Genomic DNA, 22861 nt, shown 5'->3' with positions numbered 1-22861 from the left:
GGATTGGCCCTCGGACAAGGGGTCAATTCCCCAATGATCAGTGGACTAACGCATCATAGCGAAGGGGGCGGGTATGCACAGAGTTGTGAAACAGCGACGAACAGTCACTAGATGGCCGCTCTCCCTGATCGCCATCGTCGCGGCATTGGTCGCCGTGGCGGCGCTATTCCTGCTGTTGGTTCCGCCCGTTTCCATGACAATGTGGCAGCTCGGCTTGATGGTCGCCGAATTCAGCCTGCTGCTCGCGGTCGTCGCCGCCGCGGGCCTCGCCGCCTCCGTCGCGCTCGCTCGGACCGGGGCCCGGTGGACCGCGCGGTTCACCGGGGGGCTGTGCCTGGCGGCGCTCGCGGCGTCGCTCGTCCCGGTGGTCTCGGCGTGGCGCGCCGCCCAGCACAACGGGGCGTCGCTGTCCCTGACCGGCTATTTCGCCGGGCTGTCCACGGACGCGGAGGAACGGCCGCGCACGGAGGTGTACGCGGAGGTGGGCGGTCGGCGGCTGCGCCTGGACGTGTGGCGCCCGCGCGGCGAGGAGCCGTCCGGGAGCGCGGGGGCCGGCGCGCAGGCGGGCGCGCCCCGTCCGGCCGTCGTGATGGTCCACGGCGGGGACGGCCCGGACGTGCCGCGCAGTTCCACACCGCGCTGGGACGTGTGGTTGGCCGAACGTGGCCACGTGGTTTTCGATATCGATTACCGTGCGTTTCCAGCGGGTCGCTGGAAGGAACCGCCGGGTGACGTGAAATGCGCGGTCGGCTGGGTCAGGCGGAACGCGGCGAGGTTCGGCGCCGACCCGTCCCGGATAACACTGATGGGCCAATCCGCGGGCGGTTACCTTTCGCTGTTGGCCGCCTACTCTTCGGGTGACGGCCGGATACCGCCGAGCTGCCCGGCGGACGACACGTCCGTGCGCGCCGTCGTGGCGTTCTACGCGCCTGCCGACTGGACCCATATCTATGCGCAAGGCCCTAACCTCCGGACCTCACCGCGGTTCGTCGCGGACGGCCGCGAGAAGCTGAGGGACATGATCGGCGGCGCCCCGGCCCGGAGGGCGGCCGACTACCGGCTCGCGTCGCCGATCACGCACGTGCGCCCGGGAGTGCCGCCCACCCTCCTGGTCCAGGGCGGCCGCGACCCGCTGCAGCCGCCGGACGACACCGAGCGGCTGGCGGACCGGCTGGCCGGTGCCCGCGTGCCGCACCGGCTGGTGGAGATCTCGTACGCCGACCACTTCTTCGACATCAGCTGGGGCGGCTGGGCCACCCAGATCAGCCGCGCCGCGCTGGCTGACTTCCTGGCCGAGCACGGACGCTGACCCCGTCGTCGCACGCCGTCCCGTCATACGCGTTCCGTCCTCATCTTCGGAGGGTCTCGGCCAGTCGCCGCACCCGCCGCCGGTCGAGCTTCCCGTTGGCCAGCCGGGGGAGGGCGCGCACCAGGTGGACGACGCGGGGGCGCAGCGCCGGCGGGAGGGCCCGGCGGCACGCGGTGCGCAGGTCGTCGGGGGTGGCCGCCGCGCCGTCGGCGGGCTCGACGATGGCGACCACCGTGTCGCCGCGGGCGTCCGCGCCGGGCAGCCCCACCACGGCGGCGTCCACGACCCCGTCGTGGCGGCACAGCACGTCCTCGACGTCGGCGGGGGCGAACGTCTCGCCGTGCACGATGATGATCTCCTTGGCCCGCCCCCGGACGTAGAGGTAGCCGTCGTCGAGCGCGCCGAGGTCGCCGGTGCGCAGCCAGCCGTCGCCGGTGAACGCCGCCGCGTCGGCCTCGGGGTCGCGGTGGTAGCCCGTCATCACGCCGGGGCCGCGCACCTGGATCTCGCCGTCCGCGGCGATCCGCACGTCCGTGCCCGCCAGCGGCGGGCCCACCGAGCCGGGACGGACCGCGCCGGGCGCACTGATCGCGACGTTGGGCCCCGCCTCGGTCAGCCCGTAGCCGTCGTAGAGGTCGGCCCCGACGAAGGAGCGGAACTCCTCGGCGAGGGCCGCCGGGAGGACCGCGCCGCCGCAGTTGCGGAACCGCAGCTCCCGCAGCCTGCGGCGCACCTTCTCGTCCTGGCGCGCGCGGCGCAGCATCATCGCGTAGAACGACGGCACCCCGTCGAGGGACGTGGTCCGCGGGTCGTGCAGCGCCGCGAGCGTGCGGCCGAGGTGCGGCGTGGTGAGCAGGTGCATCCCCGGCCCGTAGCGCTGCCACATGCCGAGCACGCTGAACCCGTACGCGTGGCTCAGCGGCAGCGGGAGGACGAGCGTGTCGCCCGCGTCGAGGCCCAGCCGGTCGCGGGTCGCCGCGCTCTGGTACTCCAGGGCCGTCCGCGGCAGCACCACCGCCTTGGCGCGCCCGGAGCTGCCGGACGTCCAGAACACCGCCGCCGCGTCGTCCGGCAGCATGTGCTCCGGGTCCGGCTCGCAGGGGCGGACGAGGACGTCGACCGGGTTGGTGGCCGACAGCAGCGCGACCGCGCCCGCGCCGGGGCCCCGGCCGCGCCGCGGGCACAGCACCAGCGGCGCGCCGACCCGCGCCGCGGCGAGCGCGGCCACGACGATGACGGTGCCGCCCGCCGGGTCGACCGCCACCGCCCGGCCCGGTCCGGCCGAGCAGGCGGCGAGCCCCCGCGCGGCCTCGTCCACGACCGCGCGCAGCAGCCGCGCCGGGATCTCGGCGCCGTCGACGGCCAGGTGGCCGGGGCCGGCGCTCACGACGCGCCTCCGAACAGCCGCCGCACGCCCACGGGCACGTCGTCCTCCAGGGGCCGGACGCTGACCACCGCGGGCCGGCCGGCGGCGGCGGTCGCGCGCGCGTCCCTGAGCGCGGCGCGCAGCGCGTCGTCGCCGGCCGGGGCGGCGAACGTGCCGCCGAGCCGTTGGGCGACCGCGTCGACGGGCAGTTCCGCGCCGAAGCGGGTGACGTCGCCGGGCGCGCCCTCCTGTCCGCGCAGCCATCGGGGCCAGCCGAATCCGGCGTTGTCGAAGACCACCACGACCATCCCGAGGCGGTGCGAAGCGGCGGTGGCGAGCGCGGACAGGCTCATGTTGAGCGCGCCGTCCCCGCACAGCACCACCGTGGGACGCGACGGGTCGGCGGCGGCGGCGCCGAGCCCGGCGGCCACGCCGAAGCCCATCATCGTCTGCTCGCCGGGCACCACCACCGAGGTCCGGGGGCCCACGGTGAGCACCGGCCAGTGGTAGGACCAGATGTCGTTGAGGCCGTTCTCGTGGACGAGCACGGCGCCGTCGCCGAAGACCTCCCCGACGGCGGCGAGCGCCGCCCGGGCGGGGCTCCGCTCGAACGGGGGAGCGGCGGCGTACTCGTCCAGGGCCGCCTGCCGGTGCTCCGCCACCCGCTTCAGCCACGTCTCGCGCTCGGCGGCGCCGGCCTCGGCGCGGGAGGCGAACGGCTCGGCGAGGGCCGCGAGCGTCAGCGCGGCGTCGCCGAGCAGCGCGTGCTCGGGTTCGAGCGCGGTGCCGAACATGTCGGGGTCGGCGTCGACGTGGACGAGCCTGGCCCGGTCGAGTTCGGGCCACCCCATCCGGGCCGTCTCCTCCAGCCGGGTGCCGACGGCGAGGACCACGTCGGCGTCGGCGGTGATCCGGTCGATCGGGGGCGTGGTGTAGAGGCCGGCGAGCCCGACCGCCAGCGGGTGGTGCTCGTCGATCGAGCCGCGGCCCGCCGCGGTCGTCATGAGGGGCGCGCGCCAGCGTTCGGCGAGGGCGGTCGCCGCCGGGCCCGCGGCGGCGGCCCGCGCGCCGCCGCCGAGCAGGACAAGCGGCCGCCGCGCCTCGGCCATCACCTCGGCGGCCCGGTCGAGATCGGCCTCGGGCGGACGGGTGCGCAGCCGCCGCACCGGCCCGTGCGCGGACGCCGGGCCGGGCAGGTCGGTCTCGGCCAGTACCTCGTGAGCGACCTCGACCACGGTGATCCCCGGGCGGCCGTTGACCGCGAGGTGGGCCGCGCGGCGCAGCGCCCAGACCAGCCGGTCGCCGCGGTCGACCAGGAGGTGGGCCTTGGCGAAGGGGCGCGCCAGCGCCGCCTGGTCCACCTCCTGGAAGCCGCCGCGGCCCAGGCCGGGGGCGGGGACGCGGGTGGTGACGACGACCACGGGAGCGCACACCGACGCCCCTTCCATCAGCCCGGTCAGGGCGTTGGGGAAGGGCGGCCCGGAGGCGAGGGCCAGCACGGCGGGGCGCCCCGACACCAGGGCGTGGCCCACCGCCGCGCAGGCGCCGGCGCGCTGGTCGCGGACGGCGAGCGCGGGCATGCCGGCGCGCCGCCGGACGGCGTCCAGCAGGCCCGGCTCGTCGGCGGGGAGGCCCACCGTCAGGCCGCACCCCGCCGCTTGCAGGGTGGCGGCCGCCACGTCCCATGCCTGGGGCATCGCTCACCTCGCGTAGTAGAGGACCAGCCCGATGATGAAGGCCACCAGGACGATGCCTCCGATGACTCCGATGTTGATGTCCCATGGGCCCACGCCCACGGTGACGCCGGCGACGGTCATGTCCGTCCGCTCCTTTCGGTTCGCAGGGCCGACTCCGGCCCGATGGCGGTGACTTCCTCGAAACGGCCGCGCGAGAGCCGGTCGAAGAGGTTGCTCGGCCCGGGGACGCAGACGCGCCGCACGCCCAGCTCCCGCAGCGTGCGCACCGACTCGGGCCACTTCACGGGCCGTACGTACCCGTCGAGTAGTAATGCGCGCATCTGGTCCCCGGTTTCGGCGATTCGGCCGTCCTGATCGGAGACCACCGGCAGGACCGGATCGGCGAACCGGAAGCGGGCGTAGACCTCGTCGGAGAGGATCCGCCGCAGGTCGGCCAGCGCGCCGCAGTGCGTCGCCGGCCACATCGTGTAGAGCGGGATCCCGCCCGCCCGCCGGACGCGCTTCTTGAACCGCTCGACGGCCTCCTCGTGGAGGCACACCGCGTAGAAGTCGGAGTCGAGATGGGACGACAGCTCCGCCCAGTCGCCCTCGTCGGCGGTCTCCTCCATCAGCCGCTCGAACCGGTCGGGCGGCGTCCGGAAGAAGAAGTGCGTGACGATGCGGCGCGGGTCGGCGGTGAAGTAGGCCAGCTCGCGGCGCGCCGAGAGCGCGGTGAGCCGGATCAGGTCGGGGTAGTCGAGCGACCGGCTGTAGGCCGTGGCGGCCATGCCGCCGAAGCTCGGGCCCACGCAGACCGAGGGCCGCAGCCCGGCGTGGTCGGCGGCCCAGTCGGCGAGGGCGAGCGAGTTGGCCACGAACGCGAGCTGGGCGGCCTCGGAGTAGTCGGCGGTGCCGGCGCGGAAGGCCTCCAGGAGGTCGTAGCCGAGGGCCTCGGACGCCTCGGCCGCCCGGCGCCGCGCGTACGGGCTGCCGGTCATGAACGCCCCGACCGCGTCGAAGTTCGACGGGGCCATGCCGGGGAAGACAACGGCCGTCCCGGTCATGACGCGCGCACCGCCGATCGCGCCGCCGGGCCGGTGGCGGACTCGATGTGGGCCTGGAGGTCGGCGGCGGTCAGGTACGCGTCGATCTTGAACGTGGCCGAGGTGAAGTCCAGCGACTTGCGGACGAAGTGGCCGGGCCCGATGACGGTCACCCGGTCCACGCCGAGCTCGGCCATCCGGTGCAGCCCGCGGTCCCAGTTCACGGTGTGCGTGTACTGCTCGACCAGTGCGCGGTGGACCTCTCCCTGAGTGCGGAGCTCGGCGGCGTCCATGTTGCAGATGAGCGGGGCGCGCGGGTTCTGCGGCTCGTCCAGGTAGTGGAACTCGGCCGCGAAGCGCTCCTGCACCTCGGCCATCATCGGGTGGTGCGCGGGCGGGCCGTAGGGGATGAGCACCCCGAGCCCGCCGTGCGCGAGCGCCCGCCGGTTCAGCTCCTGGAGCGCGGTCACCGCCCCGGTCGCGATCATCTGGTCGTCGGCGGTGTAGGCGCAGGGCCCGATCAGGTGCCCGCCGTCCGCCAGCTCGTCCATCGAGCCCCGCAGGCCGGGGAGGTCGACGTTGTAGTAGAAGGCCACGCCGTACTCGCCGCCGCCGTACACGTCCTCCTCGATGCTCGCCATCGTGTGCACCATCCGCGCGGCGTCGCGGAACGAGACGCCGCCGGAGCAGTGCGCGGCGGTGATCTGGCCCAGGCTCAGCCCGGCCATGAGGAACGGCGGCGGACGGTCGCCCCACACCAGCTCGAAGATCGCCGCGCTGAGCGCCAGCGAGGCCGGGCGCACGACGGGTCCGTGGTTGATCTCGTCGGGGTCGGGGCCGAGGAAGCGGGCGGCCAGGTCGAGCCCGACCGCCTCGGACGCCTCGTCGAGCCGGGCGCGGGCGAGCGGGACCGACGCGACGAGATCGTGGTAGTCCCCGGGTTTCACATGGACTTGCGGATTGAAGAGTACGGCGGTCCTGGACATGGCGGTCGTCTCCTTGGGGGTCCTGCGCGTCCTCGCGGTCCTGCGGCGCTATGCGGTCAGGCCTCCGTCGGCGACCAGCGTCTGCCCGGTCACGTAGCTCGACCTGTCGGTGGCGAGGAAGGCCGCGGCGTCGGCGATCTCGTCCGGACGGCCCAGCCGGCCCATCGCGATCCGCGACGAGAACTCGGCCAGCCGCTCGTCGTCGATGCGGTCGACCATGCCGGTGTCGGCCGTGTAGCCGGGGGCGACGGCGTTCACCCGCACCCCGTGCGGGGCGTACTCGCGGGCCAGCGCCCTGGTCATGCCGATCAGCCCGGCCTTGCTTGCGCAGTAGGCGCTGAGGCCGTCGATGCCGGTCAGCCCCGCGATCGAGGCGATGTTGACGATCGAGCCGGTCCGCGCGACGAGCATGTACAGCGACACGGCCTTGATGCAGTGGAAGGCGCCGATCAGGTTGGTCTCGATGACGTCGGTCCAGTCCTCGACCGGATTGGTGGGCAGCACCGCCCCGGCGATCCCGAGCGCGGCGTTGTTGACCAGGACGTCGATGCCGCCGTGCGCGGACGCGACGTCGCGCATCACGCCGGTGACGGCGGCGTAGTCGGTGATGTCCATCCGGCGGGCCTCCGCCGCCGGGCACGCCGTGTCCCGCAGCTCCTCGACCACGCTCCGCGCCGACTCCTCGTCACTGCGGTAGCCGACCACCACGGTGGCGCCGAGCTCGCCGCCGAGCCGCCGGCAGATCGCCGCGCCGATCCGGCTGGAGCCGCCGGTCACCAGCGCGACCCTGCCCTTCAGCTCGGTGCCCTGCGCGCCCATGCCCGTCAGCTCCTCTCCACCAGGCGCTTGAACAGCTCGCCGGACCAGCGCTCGCGCATGACCCGCTGGAACTCCTCGACCGCGGCCTTCTTCTCGGCCGCCGGGATGGTGTCCGCGACGTCGCCCCACCCGTCGAGCGCGTAGTACTCCTCGCGCAGGACGGACGCCACGAGCGCGTCGTGGTACTCGCCGTCGAGGAAGAAGTAGTCGCGCAGCACGCCCTCGACGACGATCCCCGTGTTGAGCAGCATCGTGACGGTGCGCCGGTTGTAGAGGCCGACGACGAACTGGACGCGGTGGGCGTTGCACGAGTGGAACAGGTACTGCAGCACCAGGGCGCTGGCCTCCGCGCCGCAGCCGGAGTCCCAGTACTCGGGGTCGGCGATGAGCCCGCCGATGTCGTAGCTGCCGTGGTACATCTTCGCGCCCCAGCGGACGAAGCCGATGGTCTCGCCGCTCTTGGTGACCACCATGAGGAGGGCGTCGGCCCCGGACTCGGCCCGGCGGCGCAGCTCCTCCGCCGAGTGGAACTCCGAGCGGCCCGAGGCCAGCGAGGCCATGTTCCCCGGCCGCATCCAGGTGCTCACCAGCTCGAAGTCCGCCTCCTCCGGGGGGCGGAGGTCGACCAGGCGGCCGCGCATCAGGCGTCCTCCCCGTTCAGGAACGCGGTGATGGAGCGCAGCGTGCGGAAGGTGTCGGTCTTGACGGCGGCCAGCTCGATGTCGTACTCCTCCGCCAGCGCCGCGATGAACTTCAGCACGTCCATCGAGTCGAGGCCGTAGATCGACTGGGGGCCGAACAGCGGCTCGTCGGCGTCCAGGTCCTCGGGGCGGACCGCCAGCTCGTAGGTCTTGACGTACTTGTCGGCGATGGTCTGCTCGTTCACGGCGGTCTCCTTCTCTCGGGGGTGTTCAGGGGTCTCCGGGGGTGCGGGGGTCAGTTCAGGTGGCGCAGGCAGAGCGAGCCCCACAGGAAGCCGGCGCCGATGGCGGACACGACGACCAGGTCGCCCGAGCGCGCGCGGCCGCCGGCCATCAGCTCGTGCAGGCCGAGGAAGACGGTCGCCGCGCCGGTGTTGCCCAGCCGGTCGACCGAGATGGTGGCCTTGCCGAGCGGCTGCCCGAGCTCGCGCATAGCCTCCTTGATGATGTTGAGGTTGGCCTGGTGGAAGACGAAGTGGTCGACCTCGTCCACGGCGTGGCCGGCCGTGTCCAGGACGGCCCGCACGCTGGCCGGCAGGTGCTCGGTGGCCTCCTTCCAGACCGCGCGGCCGTCCATCTTGAGGAAGTGCTCGCCGGCCGCCGCGGTCTCCGGACCGGTGGGGAGCCGCGAGCCGCCGGCCGGGATCTCCACGCTGTGCGACAGCTTGGAGCCGGCGTGCCAGGCCAGCAGGCCGTGGCCGGGCCGGGTGCGGCCGACCACGGCGGCTCCGGCGGCGTCCCCGAAGAAGACCCGGGTGCCGCGGTCGCGGGGGTCGGTCACGCGCGACAGGCACTCGGCGCCGATCACCAGGACGTTCTCCAGCGCCTCGTTGTGCAGCAGGTGCGCGGCGAGCCACAGCCCGTAGACGCCGCCCGCGCAGGCGGCCTGGTTGAGGTCGAGCGGCAGCGCGCGGTGGGCGCCGAGCCGCTCCTTGACCATGAGGGCGGTCGACGGCAGCGGCTGGTCGTGGGTGAACGTGGAGACGATGATCGCGTCCAGCCGGGCGGCGGCGGTGCCGGCCTCGCGGAGGGCCTCCTCGGCCGCCGCCACGCACATGTCGGAGGTCGTCCGCCCGGACGGCAGGTACCGCCGCTCGCGGATGCCGGTGCGCTCCACGATCCAGGCGTCGCTGGTGTCCAGGCCCGTCCTGACGAGATCGTCGTTGGTCACCACCCGCTCGGGGACGTGGACGCCCGTTCCGGTGATGCCGACCGGGACGCCCGGCCGGCCGGTGGTGTGCTCGGTCATGTCTCCTCCTCGGGCGGCCGGGCCGCGGAGTCGGGGCCGCCGTCTCGCGGCGGGATGGTGGGGAGCCGCCGTGCGGCGGGCAGCGCCGTCAGCGCCGCCGCGGACAGGGCCAGCAGGCCCGCCAGCAGGGCGAACGTGGCGGCCGGTCCGGCCGCGTCGTAGAGCGGGCCGCCGAGCAGGGGGCCGAACGGCTGGGCGGCGCCGGTCACGAACGTCGCCGCGCCGGCCACCCGGCCCTGCAACGCGTCCGGGGTCAGCTGGATCTGGTAGGCGCCGAACAGCGTGTTGAACACGGGGACCGTGAAGACCGCGCCGCACAGCAGCGCCGCCATCGCCCACGTCCGGCCGCTCAGCAGGGCCAGGCCGCCGATCGCCGCCGGCAGCAGCCAGGCGCTGCCGAGCAGCACGGCGGGCGGCCGGAGGCGGCGCAGCAGGGCGGGGGCGGCGACGGCGCCCAGCAGCCCGCCGAGGCCGGCCGCCGACAGCGCGGTGCCGATCGCGCCGCCGCTCGCGCCGCCGTCCCGCGCCGCGGCCACGATCACCAGGACGGCGCCGCCGAAGACCAGGTTCGGGCCGACGGCCGCCAGCAGCAGCACCCGCAGCTCCGGCGTCCGGCGGATCCATCCGAAGCCGTCGCGGAGGACCGCCCGCAGCAGCGGCCGCGCGCCGGAGCCGCCGGGGTCGTCTCCGGCCGGCTCGCGCAGGGGGCGGCGGACGGTCCCGACGGCGAGCGCGGCCAGCAGGTGGGTGACCGCGTTGACGCCGAACGGAAGGGCGTGCGCGGCGGCGAACAGCCAGCCCCCGGCGGCCGGGCCGGCGAGCGCCGCCGCCTGCGCGCGCGCCTCGTTGCGGGCGAGCGCCGACGGCACCTGCGACGGGTGCACGATGTGCCGCAGCGCCCCGCGTTCGGCGAACCGGAACAGTTCGAGGCCGACGCTGTCCACGACGGCCACCGCGATGACGAGCCACACCGGGGCGGCCCCGGCGACCACCGCGACCGCCAGCGCGGCCATCGCCAGGGCCCGTCCGGCCTCGCTGCCCGCCATGGTCCACCGCCGGTCCGCCCGGTCGCAGAACGCCCCGGCGGGCAGCCGCGCCGCCAGGCCCGCCGCGTACGCGACGAAGCCGAGGACTCCGGCGAGCGCGGCCGTGCCGTGCGCGGCCAGGATCAGCAGGGGATAGGCGAGCAGCGCGATCTGGTTGCCCAGGTGGGCGACGCTCTGGCCGAGCCAGAGCACCTGGAAGTCGCGGTTGCGGCGCAGCGGGACCGGGGCCGGGTCCCCTCCCGATCGGGGGGACCGGCCCTCCGGCACGGTCGCCAGGCCGCTCATGGGTCGCCCCTCAGCCCCGCGCGTCCGGGGCGGTGCCGGGAGGCGCGGCGCCGGCCTCCGCGGACAGCAGCAGCGGACGCGCGGCGAGCGTCCCGTCCCGGCGGACGCTGGAGGCCTGCGGCCCGTACCCGCCGAACGGCTGGTTGCCGTCCTCGACGTCGAAGGTGGTGCGCTCCCGGCAGACGACCGCGCTGCCGAGCAGCTCCCCGGTGAGGCGGGGCTCGCCGAACACCGTGGCGTACATGCCGCGGTCGAGTTCGGCGGGAGTCTGCGCCCACGCCCGGATCTCCTCGACGTCGTCGTAGGCGCAGAGGCAGAAGACGGGGGAGAACAGCTCGGGCGGGCTGAAGCCCTCGGCGCTCGGGAGGACGACGATGCTGGGCGCGACGTAGCCGTCCTCCGCCCGGACCTCGCCGCCGTGCACCAGGTGGTAGCGGTGCGCGTCCAGGAACTCGGCCGCGCCCTCCACGGCGTCGTCGTAGACGAGCGGGGCGATCAGCGTGCCGGGCTTCCTGCGGTCGCCGACCGGCAACGCGGACAGGTGCCCGCGCAGCCGGTCGAGCAGCGGCCGGATCCGCGACCGGTGCACGAAGACCAGGTCGGTGCACAGGCAGTCCTGGCCGCTGTTGTAGAGCCGCGAGATCAGCAGGGACCGGCATACCGCGGCGGGGTCGGCGTCGGGGCCGACCACCATCGGGTTGGGGCCGGAGCCCATGAGCAGGAACAGCGGGTCGGGCCCGACGCGCTCCATCACGTTGAGGCCGTTCTCGTACCGGCCGGTGAAGACGGTCGCGTCGGACGCCGCGCAGACCTTGACGAAGTCGCGCTGCGACGCCTCGGCGAGCCGCACGCGTCCGCGCAGCCAGGGCAGCCGTTCGAGCATCACGTCGTGCAGCGCCAGCGCCGTCTCGCGGGTGCGCGCCGACGGCCTGATGGCGACCTCGCCGCTGTACAGGGCGGGAACGAGCCCGAACAGCACGTACGAGTAGAAGACGTTGTTGGACGGCAGGAACACCGCCACCCGGTCGAGCCGCCGCGGGTCGTTGCGGGCGATCTCCCACGTCGCGCCGGACAGTGTGCGGATCGCGCGGTGCAGCTCGTCGCGCGCCGCGTCGTACGGCGTGATGTCGGTCAGGACGCCGATCAGCCGGTCCTGGGCCTCCAGCGTGGCGGCGACCAGTTCCATGGACCGGGCGTGCACCTGCTGGAGGTCGCGGCGCGGCGGCCTGCGGTCGGTGGCGGGGCCCTGCTGGGCGGTCGCGAAGGCGTACATCATTCCTCTCCCAGGAGGTCGAGCGCGCGCAGCCGGACCAGGGCGGTCGCCAGCCGTACGGCGAGGTCGGACCGGCCGCCCGGCTCGACGGGCTCGCCGGTGTCGAGTTCGTGGACCAGGTCGGCCGCGCTCCGGGGCACCCGCATCCGCACGCCCCGCGCGTACAGCTCGGCGTGCTCGGGCCGGCCCGGACGCGCCGGGACGTCGCGCAGCACCAGCGGGAAGGGGCGGGCCAGCCGGACCGTGCCCGCCCGGACCGCGTCCTCGCCGACCGCCGGCAGCGGCGCGGGGGCGGCGGTGAAGCCGAGGTTGCTGCGCATCCGCGCGGTGCGCGCCTCGACGGCGCCGGCCAGCCAGGGCGCAAGCCCGATATCGGGCAGGTCGGCCCAGCCGAGGTCGGCGTAGTCGACGGGCTCGGGGACGAACGCCGGGTCGCCCACCGGATCGGGCCTGCCGTCCAGCAGGTCCTTCACGGCGTCGGCCGCGGCCTCCCGCAGGACGGTCCCGGCGTCGAGCTTCGACATCTCCAGGCCCACCGTGGCCGCAGGCTCGTCCGACTGCCCGACGTGGTACCAGGCGACGTTGAGCAGCATGAGGTCGCCGGGCTCCAGGACGTGGGTGCTGGCGTGCGGGACGAGCGGTTCCGGGTCGAACGACGGCCGGCGCCGGCCGGTCAGGCGGCGGAAGTCCTCGACGGGCCAGGAGTGGAACAGCTTGCGGCCGGGCCCGGCGTTGAAGTGGAAGACCCGCTCGACGCGCCCCACGTCCTGGTGGACGCCGGACGGGGTGAAGCCGTAGTCGCCGATGAACAGCGAGATGCGGTAGCCGTGCTGCGGAATGCCGAACTGCTCGCGCGCCGGGGTGAAGAACTCGGCGGCCGCCCTGGCCAGGGGTTCGTGCCAGCGCTCGGCGCCGTTCAGCATCACCGAGAACGGCAGGCCGTGGAAGAGCCGCCGGGCCCAGGGCACCAGTTCCTCACCGGGCTCCGGCGGCCGGTCCATGACGCGCGCCTTCAGCTCGGCGCGCCGGTTGCCCTCGGTGGTGACGTCCAGAGCCCTGGCCGCCACGGCGAAGTCGTCCGCCGCGACGTTGCGCAGGGTCTGGGCCAGGTCGCCGAGGTCGCAGATCGGGACGTTCAGGGGGTCGCGCAGGACGTGGGGCCGCTCGAAGTCGCCGGACAGCTCGGCGAAGCGCTTCCAGAGCCCGGCGTAGTCGTTGCCGGTGGTTCTCATGTCGCTCATGACGCGGTCGCTCATGACGCGCGGCCTCCTTCCTCCAGGGCGTCTCGAAGGTCGGCGGCCAGTTCGTCCGGCGGGGTGCGCCGGGGCGGGGCGTGCTCGTCGCGGACGGTCTTCCAGACCCGTTCGTCCGGAAGGCCGCCGAGGTGCTCCCGGACCAGCTCGGCGCGGGACGCCATGAGCGAGGCCATCGCGCCGTCGGGCGCGCGGTGGAACCCGAACGGCAGCGCCTGGCGCAGCGCGGGCTCGCGCGCGGCCAGCTCGCCGATCCGCCGGATGAGCACCTGCTCCCAGGTGACGGGCTTGAGCGCGATCGACAGGTGCAGGGACGCGGTGCCGGTGGCCTCGCCGACGTGCACGTAGCCGCGGGGGAGGTAGAGGCAGTCGCCCTCCTCCAGGAGGTACTCGGTCCTGCCGTCGAGCGGCACCTTCCGGTTGTTCCAGGGCTCCTTGGGCCACGGTTCGACGGGCCGGCCGACCTGCCAGCGCTTGGAGCCGTGCAGCTGCCGTATGAACACGCTCGCCAGGTCGTAGTGCGGGGCCGCGCCCCGGGCTCCGGGAGGGGTGAGGAAGGCCGCGCAGTAGGTGGCGTATCCGGTGGCGGCCTCGACGCCGCGGGTGAAGGCGGCGACCTCCGGGCAGCAGGTCTGCACCTCTTCCAGCAGGATCGTGGTGCCCCGGCGCAGCTCGGCGGCCAGCTTGGCCGGGTCGACGAGCTGCTCGGCGCGGGGGCCGCCCCGCTCGCGCGGCCGGGCCACCCGGTCCGGAGCGGGCTGGTCGCCGTCGCGCATGAGCCGGACGAACGACGACACCAGCGGCGCGGACGCGAGCACCGACTCCATGCGGGCCAGCGAGAAGACGTCGTCGAAGGGGCCCAGCCCGCGGCTGAGCATCGGTCTGTCCTCCCAGCGTCCGCGGAGTTCGGCCTCGTCGTGCGCCAGGCGTGCCAGTGGTTCGGACGTGGCGGGCGTTCCGGTCATGTCGATCAGTCCCGGGCGGTCGGGAGCGTTCCGGCGGCGACGGCGCGGACGAGGCGCTGCTCCTGGGCGACCAGGTCGCGCAGCTCGGGCACGTCGGCCGCCTGGAGCGGACGGGCCTGCCCGCCGGTGCGCAGCTTGCGCAGCGGCAGGTAGAGCGAGCGGGAGAGGATCTGCTCGGCGCGGGCGGTCAGCTCGGGGGCGCGCGCCGGATCCTCGACCGGCACCAGCGCCCGCAGGGCCGTCACGGTGAGCGCCTCGTCGGCCATCTCGCGGGCGAGGTCGAGCGCCCGCGCGTAGGCGTCGCGCGCGTCGCCGGTCCGGCCCTGCGCCCGCAGGAGGTCGCCGAGTCTCAGCAGGTAGGGGGCGGCGGCCGCGGCCTGGCCGAGCAGGCCGACCAGGTCCGGCGCGTGCGCCCGGAGCGCCTCGGCGAGCTCGCGGGACCGCTGCCGGTCGCCCGCGCCGTCCGCCAGGTGCAGGCGGTACGCCTCGTGCAGGCCGAGCACCAGCCCGGCGTACGTGGGCCCGTCGTCGGCGGCGGGGCTCGGCGGCGGGACGAGGGGCCCGGCGCCGTGCCCGTGCGCCTGGGCGATCTTCGCCGCCTCGGCGGTGTGCGGGACGCCGCGGAGCCGCTCGTCGCCGCCCCATCCGGCGGCCGCGCCGCCGAGCTCGGCGAACGCCCCGCCGCGGCAGTACGCCTTGGCCGACTCGACGACCTCGATCGTGTCGAGGAACAGCCGCACGGCGGAGCCGATCTCGCTGTCGCGGAGCCGGTCCAGGTCGGCGGGTTCGAGGACGAGCGGCCCCAGCGCGATCCTGGATTCGCTCCGGTAGGGGAGGGCCAGCTGGAAATGCCGCATGGCCTCCTGCCGGCGGCCCTGGATGACGCGCAGCCGGCCGATGTTGATCCACGGCTGGAACGACTGGGCCAGCGCCGACGTCGCGGTCTCCGGGTCGTGCCGCAGGACGGCGAGCACCTGGAGCTGGCGCAGGCACGAGCGCTCGGCCTCGGCCAGGTCGCCGACCATGGCGATCATCAGCGCGCCCCGGTTGCAGGCGCGGGCGAGGGCCGGCACGTCGAAGCGTCCGGCGCCGAGCTGGCGGGCGATCTCGTCGTGGCTGAGCCGGGCCCGGGTCCGTACGTTGATTCGGGGCAGCCGCTCCTCCGGGGACAGGAACTCACGCAGCGGTGCGCTGATCATCGCGGGCCTCCCGCGGCGGCGGGGGACGGGCGCCTGCGGGGCTTGCTGGCCTTGTGCATCTGGCCCTCCCAGAAGGTCTCGATGTCCAGGTCGCCGCCGTGCTCGAAGAACTCGTTGTCCGCGCCTTCCGCGCCGGCGGGCGCCGTCCGGACGTCCACGCGCGCGGGGAGCCGGGCGAACGAGACGCGGTCGTCCTCGGTGACGGTGACGAGCCGGTTGTCGTAGGTGAAGACGACGCCGGCGGACGCGCTGCCGGCGGTCGCGCTGCCGGCGGTCGCCGGCGGGCGGAACAGGCGGCGGCCCGAGACGTTGTAGAGCTCCGCCGGCCGGTCGCCCCCGTACCGCACGGCGAGCCACTCGCCGTTCTGCGCGACGGTCAGGCCGCGGACGCCGGGGCCGAGGTCGGCGCGGTAGACGACGCGCGGCGGCCACGGCTCGACCCGCACCATCAGCGTGCGCGGGTCGCCGCCGGGGTGCGCGAGCCAGACGGCGCCGAGGACCTCGTCGTAGACGGCGGCGGCCGGGCCGGCCCATTCGTCGTCGCGTGCGGTCTGCGCATCCCTCGCGTACCTGGTGAACGAGCCGTCGCGGGTCAGCACCAGCAGGGACCGGCGCCGGTTCTGCCACGCCGCGCACACGGGCTCGGCGGGCAGCGCGGCCTGCTTGCGCCACGTCCCGTCCCAGGTCAGGAGGGAGCCGCCGGTACACGCGGCGACCCGCCCGCCCGCCGCGCCAACCTGCCGGGTGTCGTCCGGGAGCGGGATCGCGTCACCGGACTCGGCACCCTGCGCGGTCCATCGGATCGGGACGACGGCGTCGCCTCCGGTTGCGAGGAACTCACCGGGCGCGTTGCCGGGGACCACCGACCGTGCGCCCTCCGGACCGTCCGCCTCGTGCACCCGGGGCGGCGTCTCGTCCAGGTCGGCGGCCTTCACGGCGCCTCCGGGCCCGATCCAGGCCGCCACCCGGGCGTCGATGTCGAGGGTCAGTCGCCGGTCATCCATGGCTCGCCCCCGCCGGGGTGCGCTGGAGGTCGGTGTAGGTCTGGAGGTTCGGCCCGATCCACACCTTCTGCGGCGGGCACGGCCGCACGCCGTCCTGGATGCGGATCAGCGGGCAGTGCGCGCCCTGGCAGGACGGCCGGAAGAAGCACGACCGGCACCCCTCGTCGTGGGTTTCGTCGTTGTCCGTCCAAAGCCGCATCAGGTCGTCGTTGAGCTTCAGCTCGCCCTCGGGCGTGAGCCTGCCGACCATGTTCTTGGCGTCGCGCAGCGCGACCGTGCACTTGCCGATCACACCGTTCGGGCGGATGAGGAACGACCACGGGTTGGCGGCGTAGCAGACGCTGCCGCCCGGCCGGAGCGTGCGCAGGTCGCCGCCGGCCAGCGCGTGGCCGTGCGCCCGCAGGTTCAGGTCGAGCTTGGCCAGCTCCGCGTCGCGTCCGGAGCACGCCTCGATGTCCTCGTCCTGCGGCCCGCCCCACCGGCCGACCGGCCGGAAGATCACCGCGAACCGGGGGTCCCCGGCGGCGATGTCGCCGAGCTCGGCCACCAGTTCCGGGACGCTGCCGACGTTGGCGGGGGAGAAGTTGGTGCGCAGCAGCGCCTCGAAGTCCAGGCCGCCCGCGGCCATCGCGCGGATGTTGGCCATGATGTCGTCGAACGTGGAGCCGCCGCCCATCAGCGGACGGCTGCCGTCGTGGGCGTGCTTCGGGCCGTCCAGGGTGATCTGGAACCGCCGGATGCCCAGCTCGACGCAGCGCGCCGCGACGTCCTCGGTGAGCAGGTAGCCGTTGGTGGTCATCCCGGCCTGGTAGTCGACGCCGGTCTCGGCGGCGAACGAGGTGAAGTACTCGCTCAGCTCCTCGATCACGTCGAAGGCGACCAGCGGCTCGCCGCCGAACCAGGAGACCGACAGCGACCGCAGGCCGTGCCGCTCCTGCCGGTGCCGGACCAGCCGGCGCACGCCCTCGCGCACGCCCGACAGCATGCGTCCGAGCGAGAAGTCCTCGTAGCAGTAGGTGCAGCGGAAGTTGCAGGCCTCGGTCGGCATCAGGATGAGCTCCAGCCGGTCGGTCCGGGTGGTCCGGCCGTCCCTGAGCTCCCTGGCCTCCGCGTCCTCGTCGTGGTCCTCCTCGACCAGGAAGCCGCGCCGGGCGAGGCCCGGGACGAGGTCGGAGTCCGCGTCCGCGGTGATCCGGGCGTTGCGGTTGTGCAGCAGGTCGTGCACCCGTCCGGCGACGGGCTCGCGCACGTAGAAGACGCTGCCGCGCATCGAGTTGTACAGAACCGAACCGCCCGCCGAGTGCGGCGTCATCACCGTGAAGCGCGAGGGCCGGTAGACCTTCGGGTCGCCCATCCCATTCCTTTCGCCATGCGAACTCGGCGTCCGCGGTGGTTCACTGGAGACAGGCGGGTGCGGCAGCTGGAATGCCGCACCCGCCCTTCTGTCACGCACTTCGCGCTGTCGCCGGACCGGTGCGCGGTCCCCGTGAACGGACCGTTTCGAGCTCGGGGCCCCGTGGACGGATCACGTCCGCACGGCCGCGGTCCCTGGTGCTCGTGGTGCGGGTCCGCGCGGCGCCGGCGACCGACCCTGAGGTCAGCAGCCGAAGTCGATGCTCGAAACCTCGTCGGTCTCCGGCGTCTCCACCACGATCTCCTCGAAAGCCTCCATGAGTCACACCTCCTTCAGCCGTCTCGGGGGCCTGAGTGCGAACCCGACGACCGGGACCGTTCCGGTGTCTTTCCGTCCGGGCGATCCGGCTTCCGAATAACGCACGAGAAGGACGCTATTGGCTCGATTGGACGGAAAAGTCAGCCTCTATGCGGAAATAGCGGTACTCCGCCCCGCGTCGCCCGCGTACTCCGAAAGAAGTACGCCGCCCCGTCCCCGTGCGGCCCGCACCCCTCCCGACCAGCCCGTCCACCGTCCCCGGGTTCCACGCGCCTCCCCGGCGGCGGCGCAGCACGAAGCGGACGGAGGTCAAGCGCGCAGCAGCGCGACGAAGTGTCGGTGCCGGAGGGCTCGGCCCCGCCGGCGGGTCTCGCGGAGACTCAGTTCAGCGCCGCAACCGAGGTGCCGTAGCCCGTCGGTGCTGGGCCCTCGTGCGTACTCAGCCCTCTGGGGCGACGTGAGCCGACTGCTGCATGAGAGCGCTCGGCACGAGCTCCACGGCGGCGCCGACGGCTTCCCCAGGCGTCCTCGCCTGCGCCAGGACCGGGCCGTCCCACCATTCCCTGACGGTGTACTCACCCTCCCCGACGGGCGAGTCCACCGAGACGAAACCCGGTGTGTCGAAGGGAAGGTCGGGAGCGGTGGCGAAACCCAGTGCCCAGTGGCTGGTGTAGGGGAAGAACCGCCGCAGCGCTGGTTCGGCATAAACCGCCTCGACGAGAGCCCGGAATTCGGGCCACTCGGCCTTACGGGCCTCCTCGAGCATCCATCGCCACTCCGACTCGATGACGTCGGCGGCGTTGCCGTCGGGTACCTCGAAGCGCCCGGTCAGGACGTCGAAGGGTGCGGCCCGGCCGATCTGGTCGAGTCCGGTGCCCTCGGCCCAGCCCAGCGCGGCCTCGGCCACCTCGTTCAGATCCGACGTGAATCCGAGGAGCAGGACGCCGTTGTTCGCCGAGCCTGAGACCGACCATCCGCGCTTGGAAGGCCAGGCCGCCAGGTGCATGGCCTCGCGGTGGGGGAGGACGCTGGCGACTGTGGCATGAAGGAGCGGATCGGCGGGGGCGGCTTCCGCGGCGAGGGACGAACCTTGCTCGGCGGCGGCTGCGTTGAGCGCCGCGGCCATGCTGCCGTGCGTGGCGACGTCCGGATACAGGACGGCTGGATCCGGATTCTGGTCCACGGGGCTCCGATCGGATTGCCGCGCGGGGACCTTCATGGTCCTGGAGGCCATTCAGGCGCGCGGGCGGATTCTGGCACATTACCGCCGCCACCAGGATCGGTCGAGCGGGCCTGATGTGCGGAAGTGCGATGGGATGCGGGAAGTAGACCCGTATCGTGGATTCCGTGACGACAGTGGTTTGTGTGCCTCAATGGCAAGGGTCGGGGCTGGGGGATTCGCCGCGGCTGTCGGCGGGTGCCCGGCGGACCGCCGAGGTGGTCGCGGCCGACTCCCGGGTCACCGTGCCGGTGCTCGACACGGGCGGCAAGCCCGACGCCGGAGTCCGCTCACTCGACGTCCTCGTGGAGAACCTCCGCAGGACGCGGGAGGCTCTGGCGGGCATCGACGACGTCGTGCTCACCGCCGGCGGCGACTGCGGGGTGGACCTGGCGCCGATCGCCGCCGCCCGCGCCCGGCACGGCGACCGGCTCACGGTCCTGTGGATCGACGCGCACCCCGACCTGTACACGCCGCGGACGCTGCGGTCGGGGTCCTTCCACGGGATGGTGCTGCGCACCCTGCTCGGCGACGGCCCGGCGCCCCTCCTGCCGGACGAGCCCCTGACCCCCGAGCAGGTGGTCATCGCGGGGGAGCGGGCGGGAGACACGACGGAGCACGAGTACCTCCGGAGCGCCGGGATCCGGCGCCACGGTGTTGACGACTTCGAGGCGGCGTTCGAGGATCTCGCCGGTCCCGTCTACGTCCACATCGATCTCGACGTCCTCGAACCCACGCAGTTCGGCTCGCTCGGCTACCGCGAACCGGACGGGGTGGCGCCGGACCGCCTGATCGGCCTCGTCTCCGGCCTGCGCGACGTCGTCGGAGCGGCCATCACGGAGCACATGCCGACCGGTGAGCCCGGCGATGACGACGATGCCGAAGTGATCCGCCGACTGGCCGCCGCGCTTCCCCTCTGAGAGAGCGCAGCCTGTGTGATCTGACCGGCCGGGCCTCGCTTCCGCTATGACGCCCGGGACTCGATGGCGCGCAGGACGTGCGCCGCGCCGTCCTCCGCCGCGATCTCTTTGGCGACCGCCTGGGCGCGTTCGCGGTAGGAGTCGCGCGACACCGCGTCCTTGATCGCGGACGCGAGCCGTTCGGCGTCCAGCCGGCGGAACGGCACCGGCTCCGGCCCCGCCCCGAGCGCCGCCACGCGCTTCGCCCAGAAGGGCTGGTCGGCCGACAGCGGAACCCCGACCGACGGAACGCCTGCCCGCAGCCCCGCCGCCGTCGTCCCCGCGCCGCAGGCGTGCACGACCGCGGCCATACGGGGGAACAGCCAGTCGTGCGGTACCTCGCCGACCGCCAGGACGTCCTTCGACCCCTCGTCCGCAGCCAGCCCCGACCAGCCCGCCTGCACGACGCCCCGGACCTCCGCATTCCGCAGCGCCTCCGTCACCACCGCCCCGTACCGCTCCTGGTCGCCGGCCGTCAGGCTGCCGAAGCCGACGAACACGGGCGGCGGACCGTCGTCCAGGAACTGCGACAGCGCCTCGGGCGGACGCCAGTCCGGCGAGGGCTCGGGCCACCAGTACCCGGCGACCTCCCGCCCGCGCGGCCAGTCGGCGGGACGCGGCACGACCGTTGGGCTGAACCCGTACTCGACGGGCCAGCCCTGCTCGTCCAGCCGCCGGAAGAACCGCGCGGGCGTGACCGGCGGCAGATCCAGGCGCTCGCGCAGCCCTTTGACCACCGACCGGAACGGCGCCTGCCCGAGGACCCGCATCGACCGCGCCGCCGCCCGATTGCCCCACCCCCCGAGCGACCGGGTGGTCATGACGGCGGGCGGGAACTCGCGGGTCGGATCCATCGGCTGCAGGTAGACGCCCATGCTCGGGATCCGCAGACCCTCCGCGACATGGATGCCGAGCCACCCCATCGTCGACACCAGCATGAACTCCGCCCCCTGGGCCGCGGCGACGATCGCGTCAGCCATAACGGCCCAGTGCCGGGCGTAGATCCGCGTCTGCCGCACCACCATCGCGGGCGACGAGGCCAGCGACCTGCGCCCTTCCTCGGTGCTCAGTTCCGCCTTCATATCCATAGGCAGCGCCGCGAACCCGAGCCCCCGCACCCGCACGAACTCCTCACAGGGCCCATGCGCGGCAATGGTGACCTCATGCCCCGCCTCCCGCAGCCGAGCCCCAAGCCCAGTGAACGGAGCGACATCCCCACTAGTCCCAACCGCGACAACCAATATCCGCACCGCACCCACCCGCCTGCGACCACACCGACGTATGGCGCGGATCGTCTCATCACACCGCCGAACCCGTATCCCTCCCACGGGGGAAGTTCAGCCCCCGACCGCTCCGCCCATCACCGCGCCACCTAACGGCCATGCCGAACATGAGCACTCAAGGCCAACAGGGCGGCCTGCGCCTCGCGAGAGATGCCGCTGGCTCGCGGGGGCCTCCGCCTCGCAAGGTTCCGAGCCCAGTGCGAGCTGCGCATCCTCCGAACGACGGTCCGGAGTTCCTCCTTTGCCGCGCCTGCCCTCAGAAGGAAGATCGGCCTCGAGAAGGAAAGACTTGTCTCAAGGCCGATCTCGCGCGGATGAGCTCAATGGTCGGCTGCGCGGATCTCGCGGAGGAAGTGATGCCATACGTCTCTGCTGAACTTCAGGGTCGGGCCGTCCCCGTGATGCATGGTGTCGCGGACTCCGATCGTGCCGTCGGCAGCCCGTCCGACCTCGACACAATGGCCGTCCGGGTTGCTGTGGCTGGATTTGCGCCAGCCGGAGTACTGCTCGGTCATGTTCACGATCCTGTCTGATCGGCCAGCTGTTCAGCTACCCCTTCGAGGAAGGCGATGCTGCCTTCTGAGGGCAGGGCAGCCTCGCGTAGGCGGTCGTACATCCCGGTATACCTCTCGACCTCGCGACGCTGGTTGAGAACGAGGTCGGTGGTCACGGTGTCGACTACTGCGAGAGGCGGGTCGCCAGGTTCGGCAAAGTTGTAGAGGTAGAAGGAGGATTGGGGGAGGAAGCCTCCAGGGATGCGGGCGTTGTGCATCAGCACGCGAACCGTGATCCGCTCTTGCTCAGAAGCCAGGCCGACCATGTGTCGGAGCTGGGCGGCCATAGTCGCAGGGGGGACTGCAAGCCTGTGAATTACGGACTCGTCGAGCACGGTCTCGTAGAAGGGACCATCTGGCCGTAGAAGTTCGCGCTGTCGGTTCACGCGTGCTTCGGTCATGCGTTCAGGCTGGTAGTCGGGCGTTCCCTGACTCTCGTCGAGTTTGATGAGAGCCTCAATGAACGGGCGGCACTGCAGGGCACCGGGGATCGCGGTCTGGTCGTAGCTGCGGACGGTGCTGGCGTTGTATTCGAGGTCGGCCGCGAGCTTCTGGCGAGGGCCCATGGACATGCCGTACCGGTCCCACCACCCCTTCTGGGCGGCCTCGCGAGCGAGCTGGAGGAGCCGGTCGTACTGGCTGCCGGTGATTTCGAGAGCGTCGAGCATGTTCATGATCTCGGCCAGGTCTGGGCGGATCTGGGCGTTCTCCAGGCGGGTGATCTTCGTCCGCGAGTGAAAGACGAGGCGGGCAAGGTCATCTGTCGTGAGGCCGCGGCTTTCCCGGAGTTTGCGGATCTCACCCGCCAGCCGGCGGCGGCGGACGTAGGGGCTCGGCATGGCCGTCCTCCCGATATCGCGTAGGACACGGTCCGTACTGATCGCTAACTCACTGCAATCGAACGATGCCCGGCAATATTAAAGTCACGCCCCGACAAAATCCGGCCACGTCGACGCGAGGCCAAAATCCGCACGTGCAGAACTTGAGCGGTGCGACCATC

At 73.4% G+C, this 22861-nt stretch carries 21 protein-coding genes; 2 read left to right on the top strand and 19 right to left on the bottom strand.

From position 1 onward, the window contains the following. Positions 1-85: 85 nt before the first annotated feature. Positions 86-1309 carry an alpha/beta hydrolase fold domain-containing protein gene (locus AB0C21_RS27195; RefSeq protein ID WP_500207920.1) on the top strand — a complete coding sequence of 408 codons (1224 nt, stop codon included), beginning with the start codon at positions 86-88 and terminating at the stop codon, positions 1307-1309. Between the two features lie 40 nt (positions 1310-1349). Here AB0C21_RS27195 and AB0C21_RS27190 read toward each other — a convergent pair whose 3' ends face one another. The 16 genes from AB0C21_RS27190 to AB0C21_RS27115 all read right to left on the bottom strand — a co-directional run bounded on the left by AB0C21_RS27190 (position 1350) and on the right by AB0C21_RS27115 (position 19065). Continuing rightward, positions 1350-2696 carry a class I adenylate-forming enzyme family protein gene (locus AB0C21_RS27190; protein ID WP_500207919.1) on the bottom strand — a complete coding sequence of 449 codons (1347 nt, stop codon included), beginning with the start codon at positions 2694-2696 and terminating at the stop codon, positions 1350-1352. After that, positions 2693-4372, bottom strand: a complete 1680-nt coding sequence (locus AB0C21_RS27185) for a thiamine pyrophosphate-binding protein (protein WP_500207917.1) — start codon at positions 4370-4372, stop codon at positions 2693-2695. The genes AB0C21_RS27190 and AB0C21_RS27185 overlap by 4 nt, the downstream gene beginning before the upstream one ends. 116 nt (positions 4373-4488) lie before the next feature. After that, positions 4489-5385, bottom strand: a complete 897-nt coding sequence (locus tag AB0C21_RS27180; protein WP_500207916.1) for an ACP S-malonyltransferase — start codon at positions 5383-5385, stop codon at positions 4489-4491. A 26-nt stretch (positions 5386-5411) separates the two neighbouring features. Next, positions 5412-6380, bottom strand: coding sequence for an ACP S-malonyltransferase (locus AB0C21_RS27175; protein WP_500207915.1), 969 nt, complete (start codon positions 6378-6380; stop codon positions 5412-5414). A gap of 48 nt (positions 6381-6428) precedes the next feature. Beyond that, positions 6429-7199 carry an SDR family NAD(P)-dependent oxidoreductase gene (locus AB0C21_RS27170; protein ID WP_500207913.1) on the bottom strand — a complete coding sequence of 257 codons (771 nt, stop codon included), beginning with the start codon at positions 7197-7199 and terminating at the stop codon, positions 6429-6431. A 5-nt stretch (positions 7200-7204) separates the two neighbouring features. Continuing rightward, positions 7205-7840, bottom strand: a complete 636-nt coding sequence (locus AB0C21_RS27165) for a GNAT family N-acetyltransferase (RefSeq protein WP_500207912.1) — start codon at positions 7838-7840, stop codon at positions 7205-7207. Further along, complete coding sequence (locus tag AB0C21_RS27160; RefSeq protein WP_500207910.1) at positions 7840-8085, bottom strand: phosphopantetheine-binding protein; 246 nt, start codon at positions 8083-8085, stop codon at positions 7840-7842. The genes AB0C21_RS27165 and AB0C21_RS27160 overlap by 1 nt, the downstream gene beginning before the upstream one ends. 50 nt (positions 8086-8135) lie before the next feature. Further along, positions 8136-9149 carry a 3-oxoacyl-ACP synthase III family protein gene (locus AB0C21_RS27155; protein ID WP_500207908.1) on the bottom strand — a complete coding sequence of 338 codons (1014 nt, stop codon included), beginning with the start codon at positions 9147-9149 and terminating at the stop codon, positions 8136-8138. Next, complete coding sequence (locus AB0C21_RS27150) at positions 9146-10480, bottom strand: MFS transporter (RefSeq protein ID WP_500207906.1); 1335 nt, start codon at positions 10478-10480, stop codon at positions 9146-9148. The genes AB0C21_RS27155 and AB0C21_RS27150 overlap by 4 nt, the downstream gene beginning before the upstream one ends. Positions 10481-10490: 10 nt before the next feature. Further along, the gene (locus tag AB0C21_RS27145) at positions 10491-11753 is read right to left on the bottom strand and encodes an aldehyde dehydrogenase family protein (protein WP_500207905.1); all 1263 of its coding nucleotides are present in this window, start codon (positions 11751-11753) and stop codon (positions 10491-10493) included. Next, positions 11753-13009 carry a hypothetical protein gene (locus AB0C21_RS27140; RefSeq protein ID WP_500207904.1) on the bottom strand — a complete coding sequence of 419 codons (1257 nt, stop codon included), beginning with the start codon at positions 13007-13009 and terminating at the stop codon, positions 11753-11755. The genes AB0C21_RS27145 and AB0C21_RS27140 overlap by 1 nt, the downstream gene beginning before the upstream one ends. After that, on the bottom strand, positions 13006-13971 hold the full coding sequence (locus AB0C21_RS27135; protein ID WP_500207902.1) for a JmjC domain-containing protein: 966 nt from the start codon (positions 13969-13971) through the stop codon (positions 13006-13008). The genes AB0C21_RS27140 and AB0C21_RS27135 overlap by 4 nt, the downstream gene beginning before the upstream one ends. Before the next feature lie 5 nt (positions 13972-13976). After that, the gene (locus tag AB0C21_RS27130; protein WP_500207900.1) at positions 13977-15170 is read right to left on the bottom strand and encodes a hypothetical protein; all 1194 of its coding nucleotides are present in this window, start codon (positions 15168-15170) and stop codon (positions 13977-13979) included. Beyond that, entirely contained in the window at positions 15167-16174 is a 1008-nt protein-coding gene (locus tag AB0C21_RS27125) for a hypothetical protein (RefSeq protein WP_500207899.1), read from the bottom strand. Before AB0C21_RS27125 ends, AB0C21_RS27130 begins: the two co-directional genes overlap by 4 nt. Next, positions 16167-17528, bottom strand: a complete 1362-nt coding sequence (locus AB0C21_RS27120) for a radical SAM protein (RefSeq protein WP_500207897.1) — start codon at positions 17526-17528, stop codon at positions 16167-16169. Before AB0C21_RS27120 ends, AB0C21_RS27125 begins: the two co-directional genes overlap by 8 nt. A 757-nt stretch (positions 17529-18285) precedes the next feature. Beyond that, the gene (locus AB0C21_RS27115) at positions 18286-19065 is read right to left on the bottom strand and encodes a DUF6193 family natural product biosynthesis protein (protein ID WP_500207895.1); all 780 of its coding nucleotides are present in this window, start codon (positions 19063-19065) and stop codon (positions 18286-18288) included. A 146-nt stretch (positions 19066-19211) separates the two neighbouring features. Here AB0C21_RS27115 and AB0C21_RS27110 point away from each other — a divergent pair, with 146 nt between their 5' ends. Further along, positions 19212-19985 (top strand): arginase family protein, encoded by a 774-nt coding sequence (locus AB0C21_RS27110; protein ID WP_500207893.1) that lies wholly within the window; start codon positions 19212-19214, stop codon positions 19983-19985. Positions 19986-20029: 44 nt separating this feature from the next. On the opposite strand, the gene AB0C21_RS27105 is transcribed toward AB0C21_RS27110, so the two are convergent. From AB0C21_RS27105 to AB0C21_RS27095, 3 genes are all read right to left on the bottom strand, one after another. Then, entirely contained in the window at positions 20030-21274 is a 1245-nt protein-coding gene (locus tag AB0C21_RS27105) for a glycosyltransferase (protein WP_500207891.1), read from the bottom strand. 353 nt (positions 21275-21627) lie between these two features. Then, positions 21628-21822, bottom strand: a complete 195-nt coding sequence (locus tag AB0C21_RS27100; protein ID WP_500207889.1) for a DUF397 domain-containing protein — start codon at positions 21820-21822, stop codon at positions 21628-21630. A 2-nt stretch (positions 21823-21824) separates the two neighbouring features. Then, entirely contained in the window at positions 21825-22700 is an 876-nt protein-coding gene (locus AB0C21_RS27095) for a helix-turn-helix domain-containing protein (RefSeq protein WP_500207888.1), read from the bottom strand. Between the last annotated feature and the right edge of the window lie 161 nt (positions 22701-22861).

It is taken from the genome of Spirillospora sp. NPDC049024, from assembly GCF_040649235.1.
Classification (GTDB): Bacteria; Actinomycetota; Actinomycetes; order Streptosporangiales; family Streptosporangiaceae; genus Spirillospora.
This window is presented reverse-complemented; position numbering and strand designations above follow the sequence as displayed.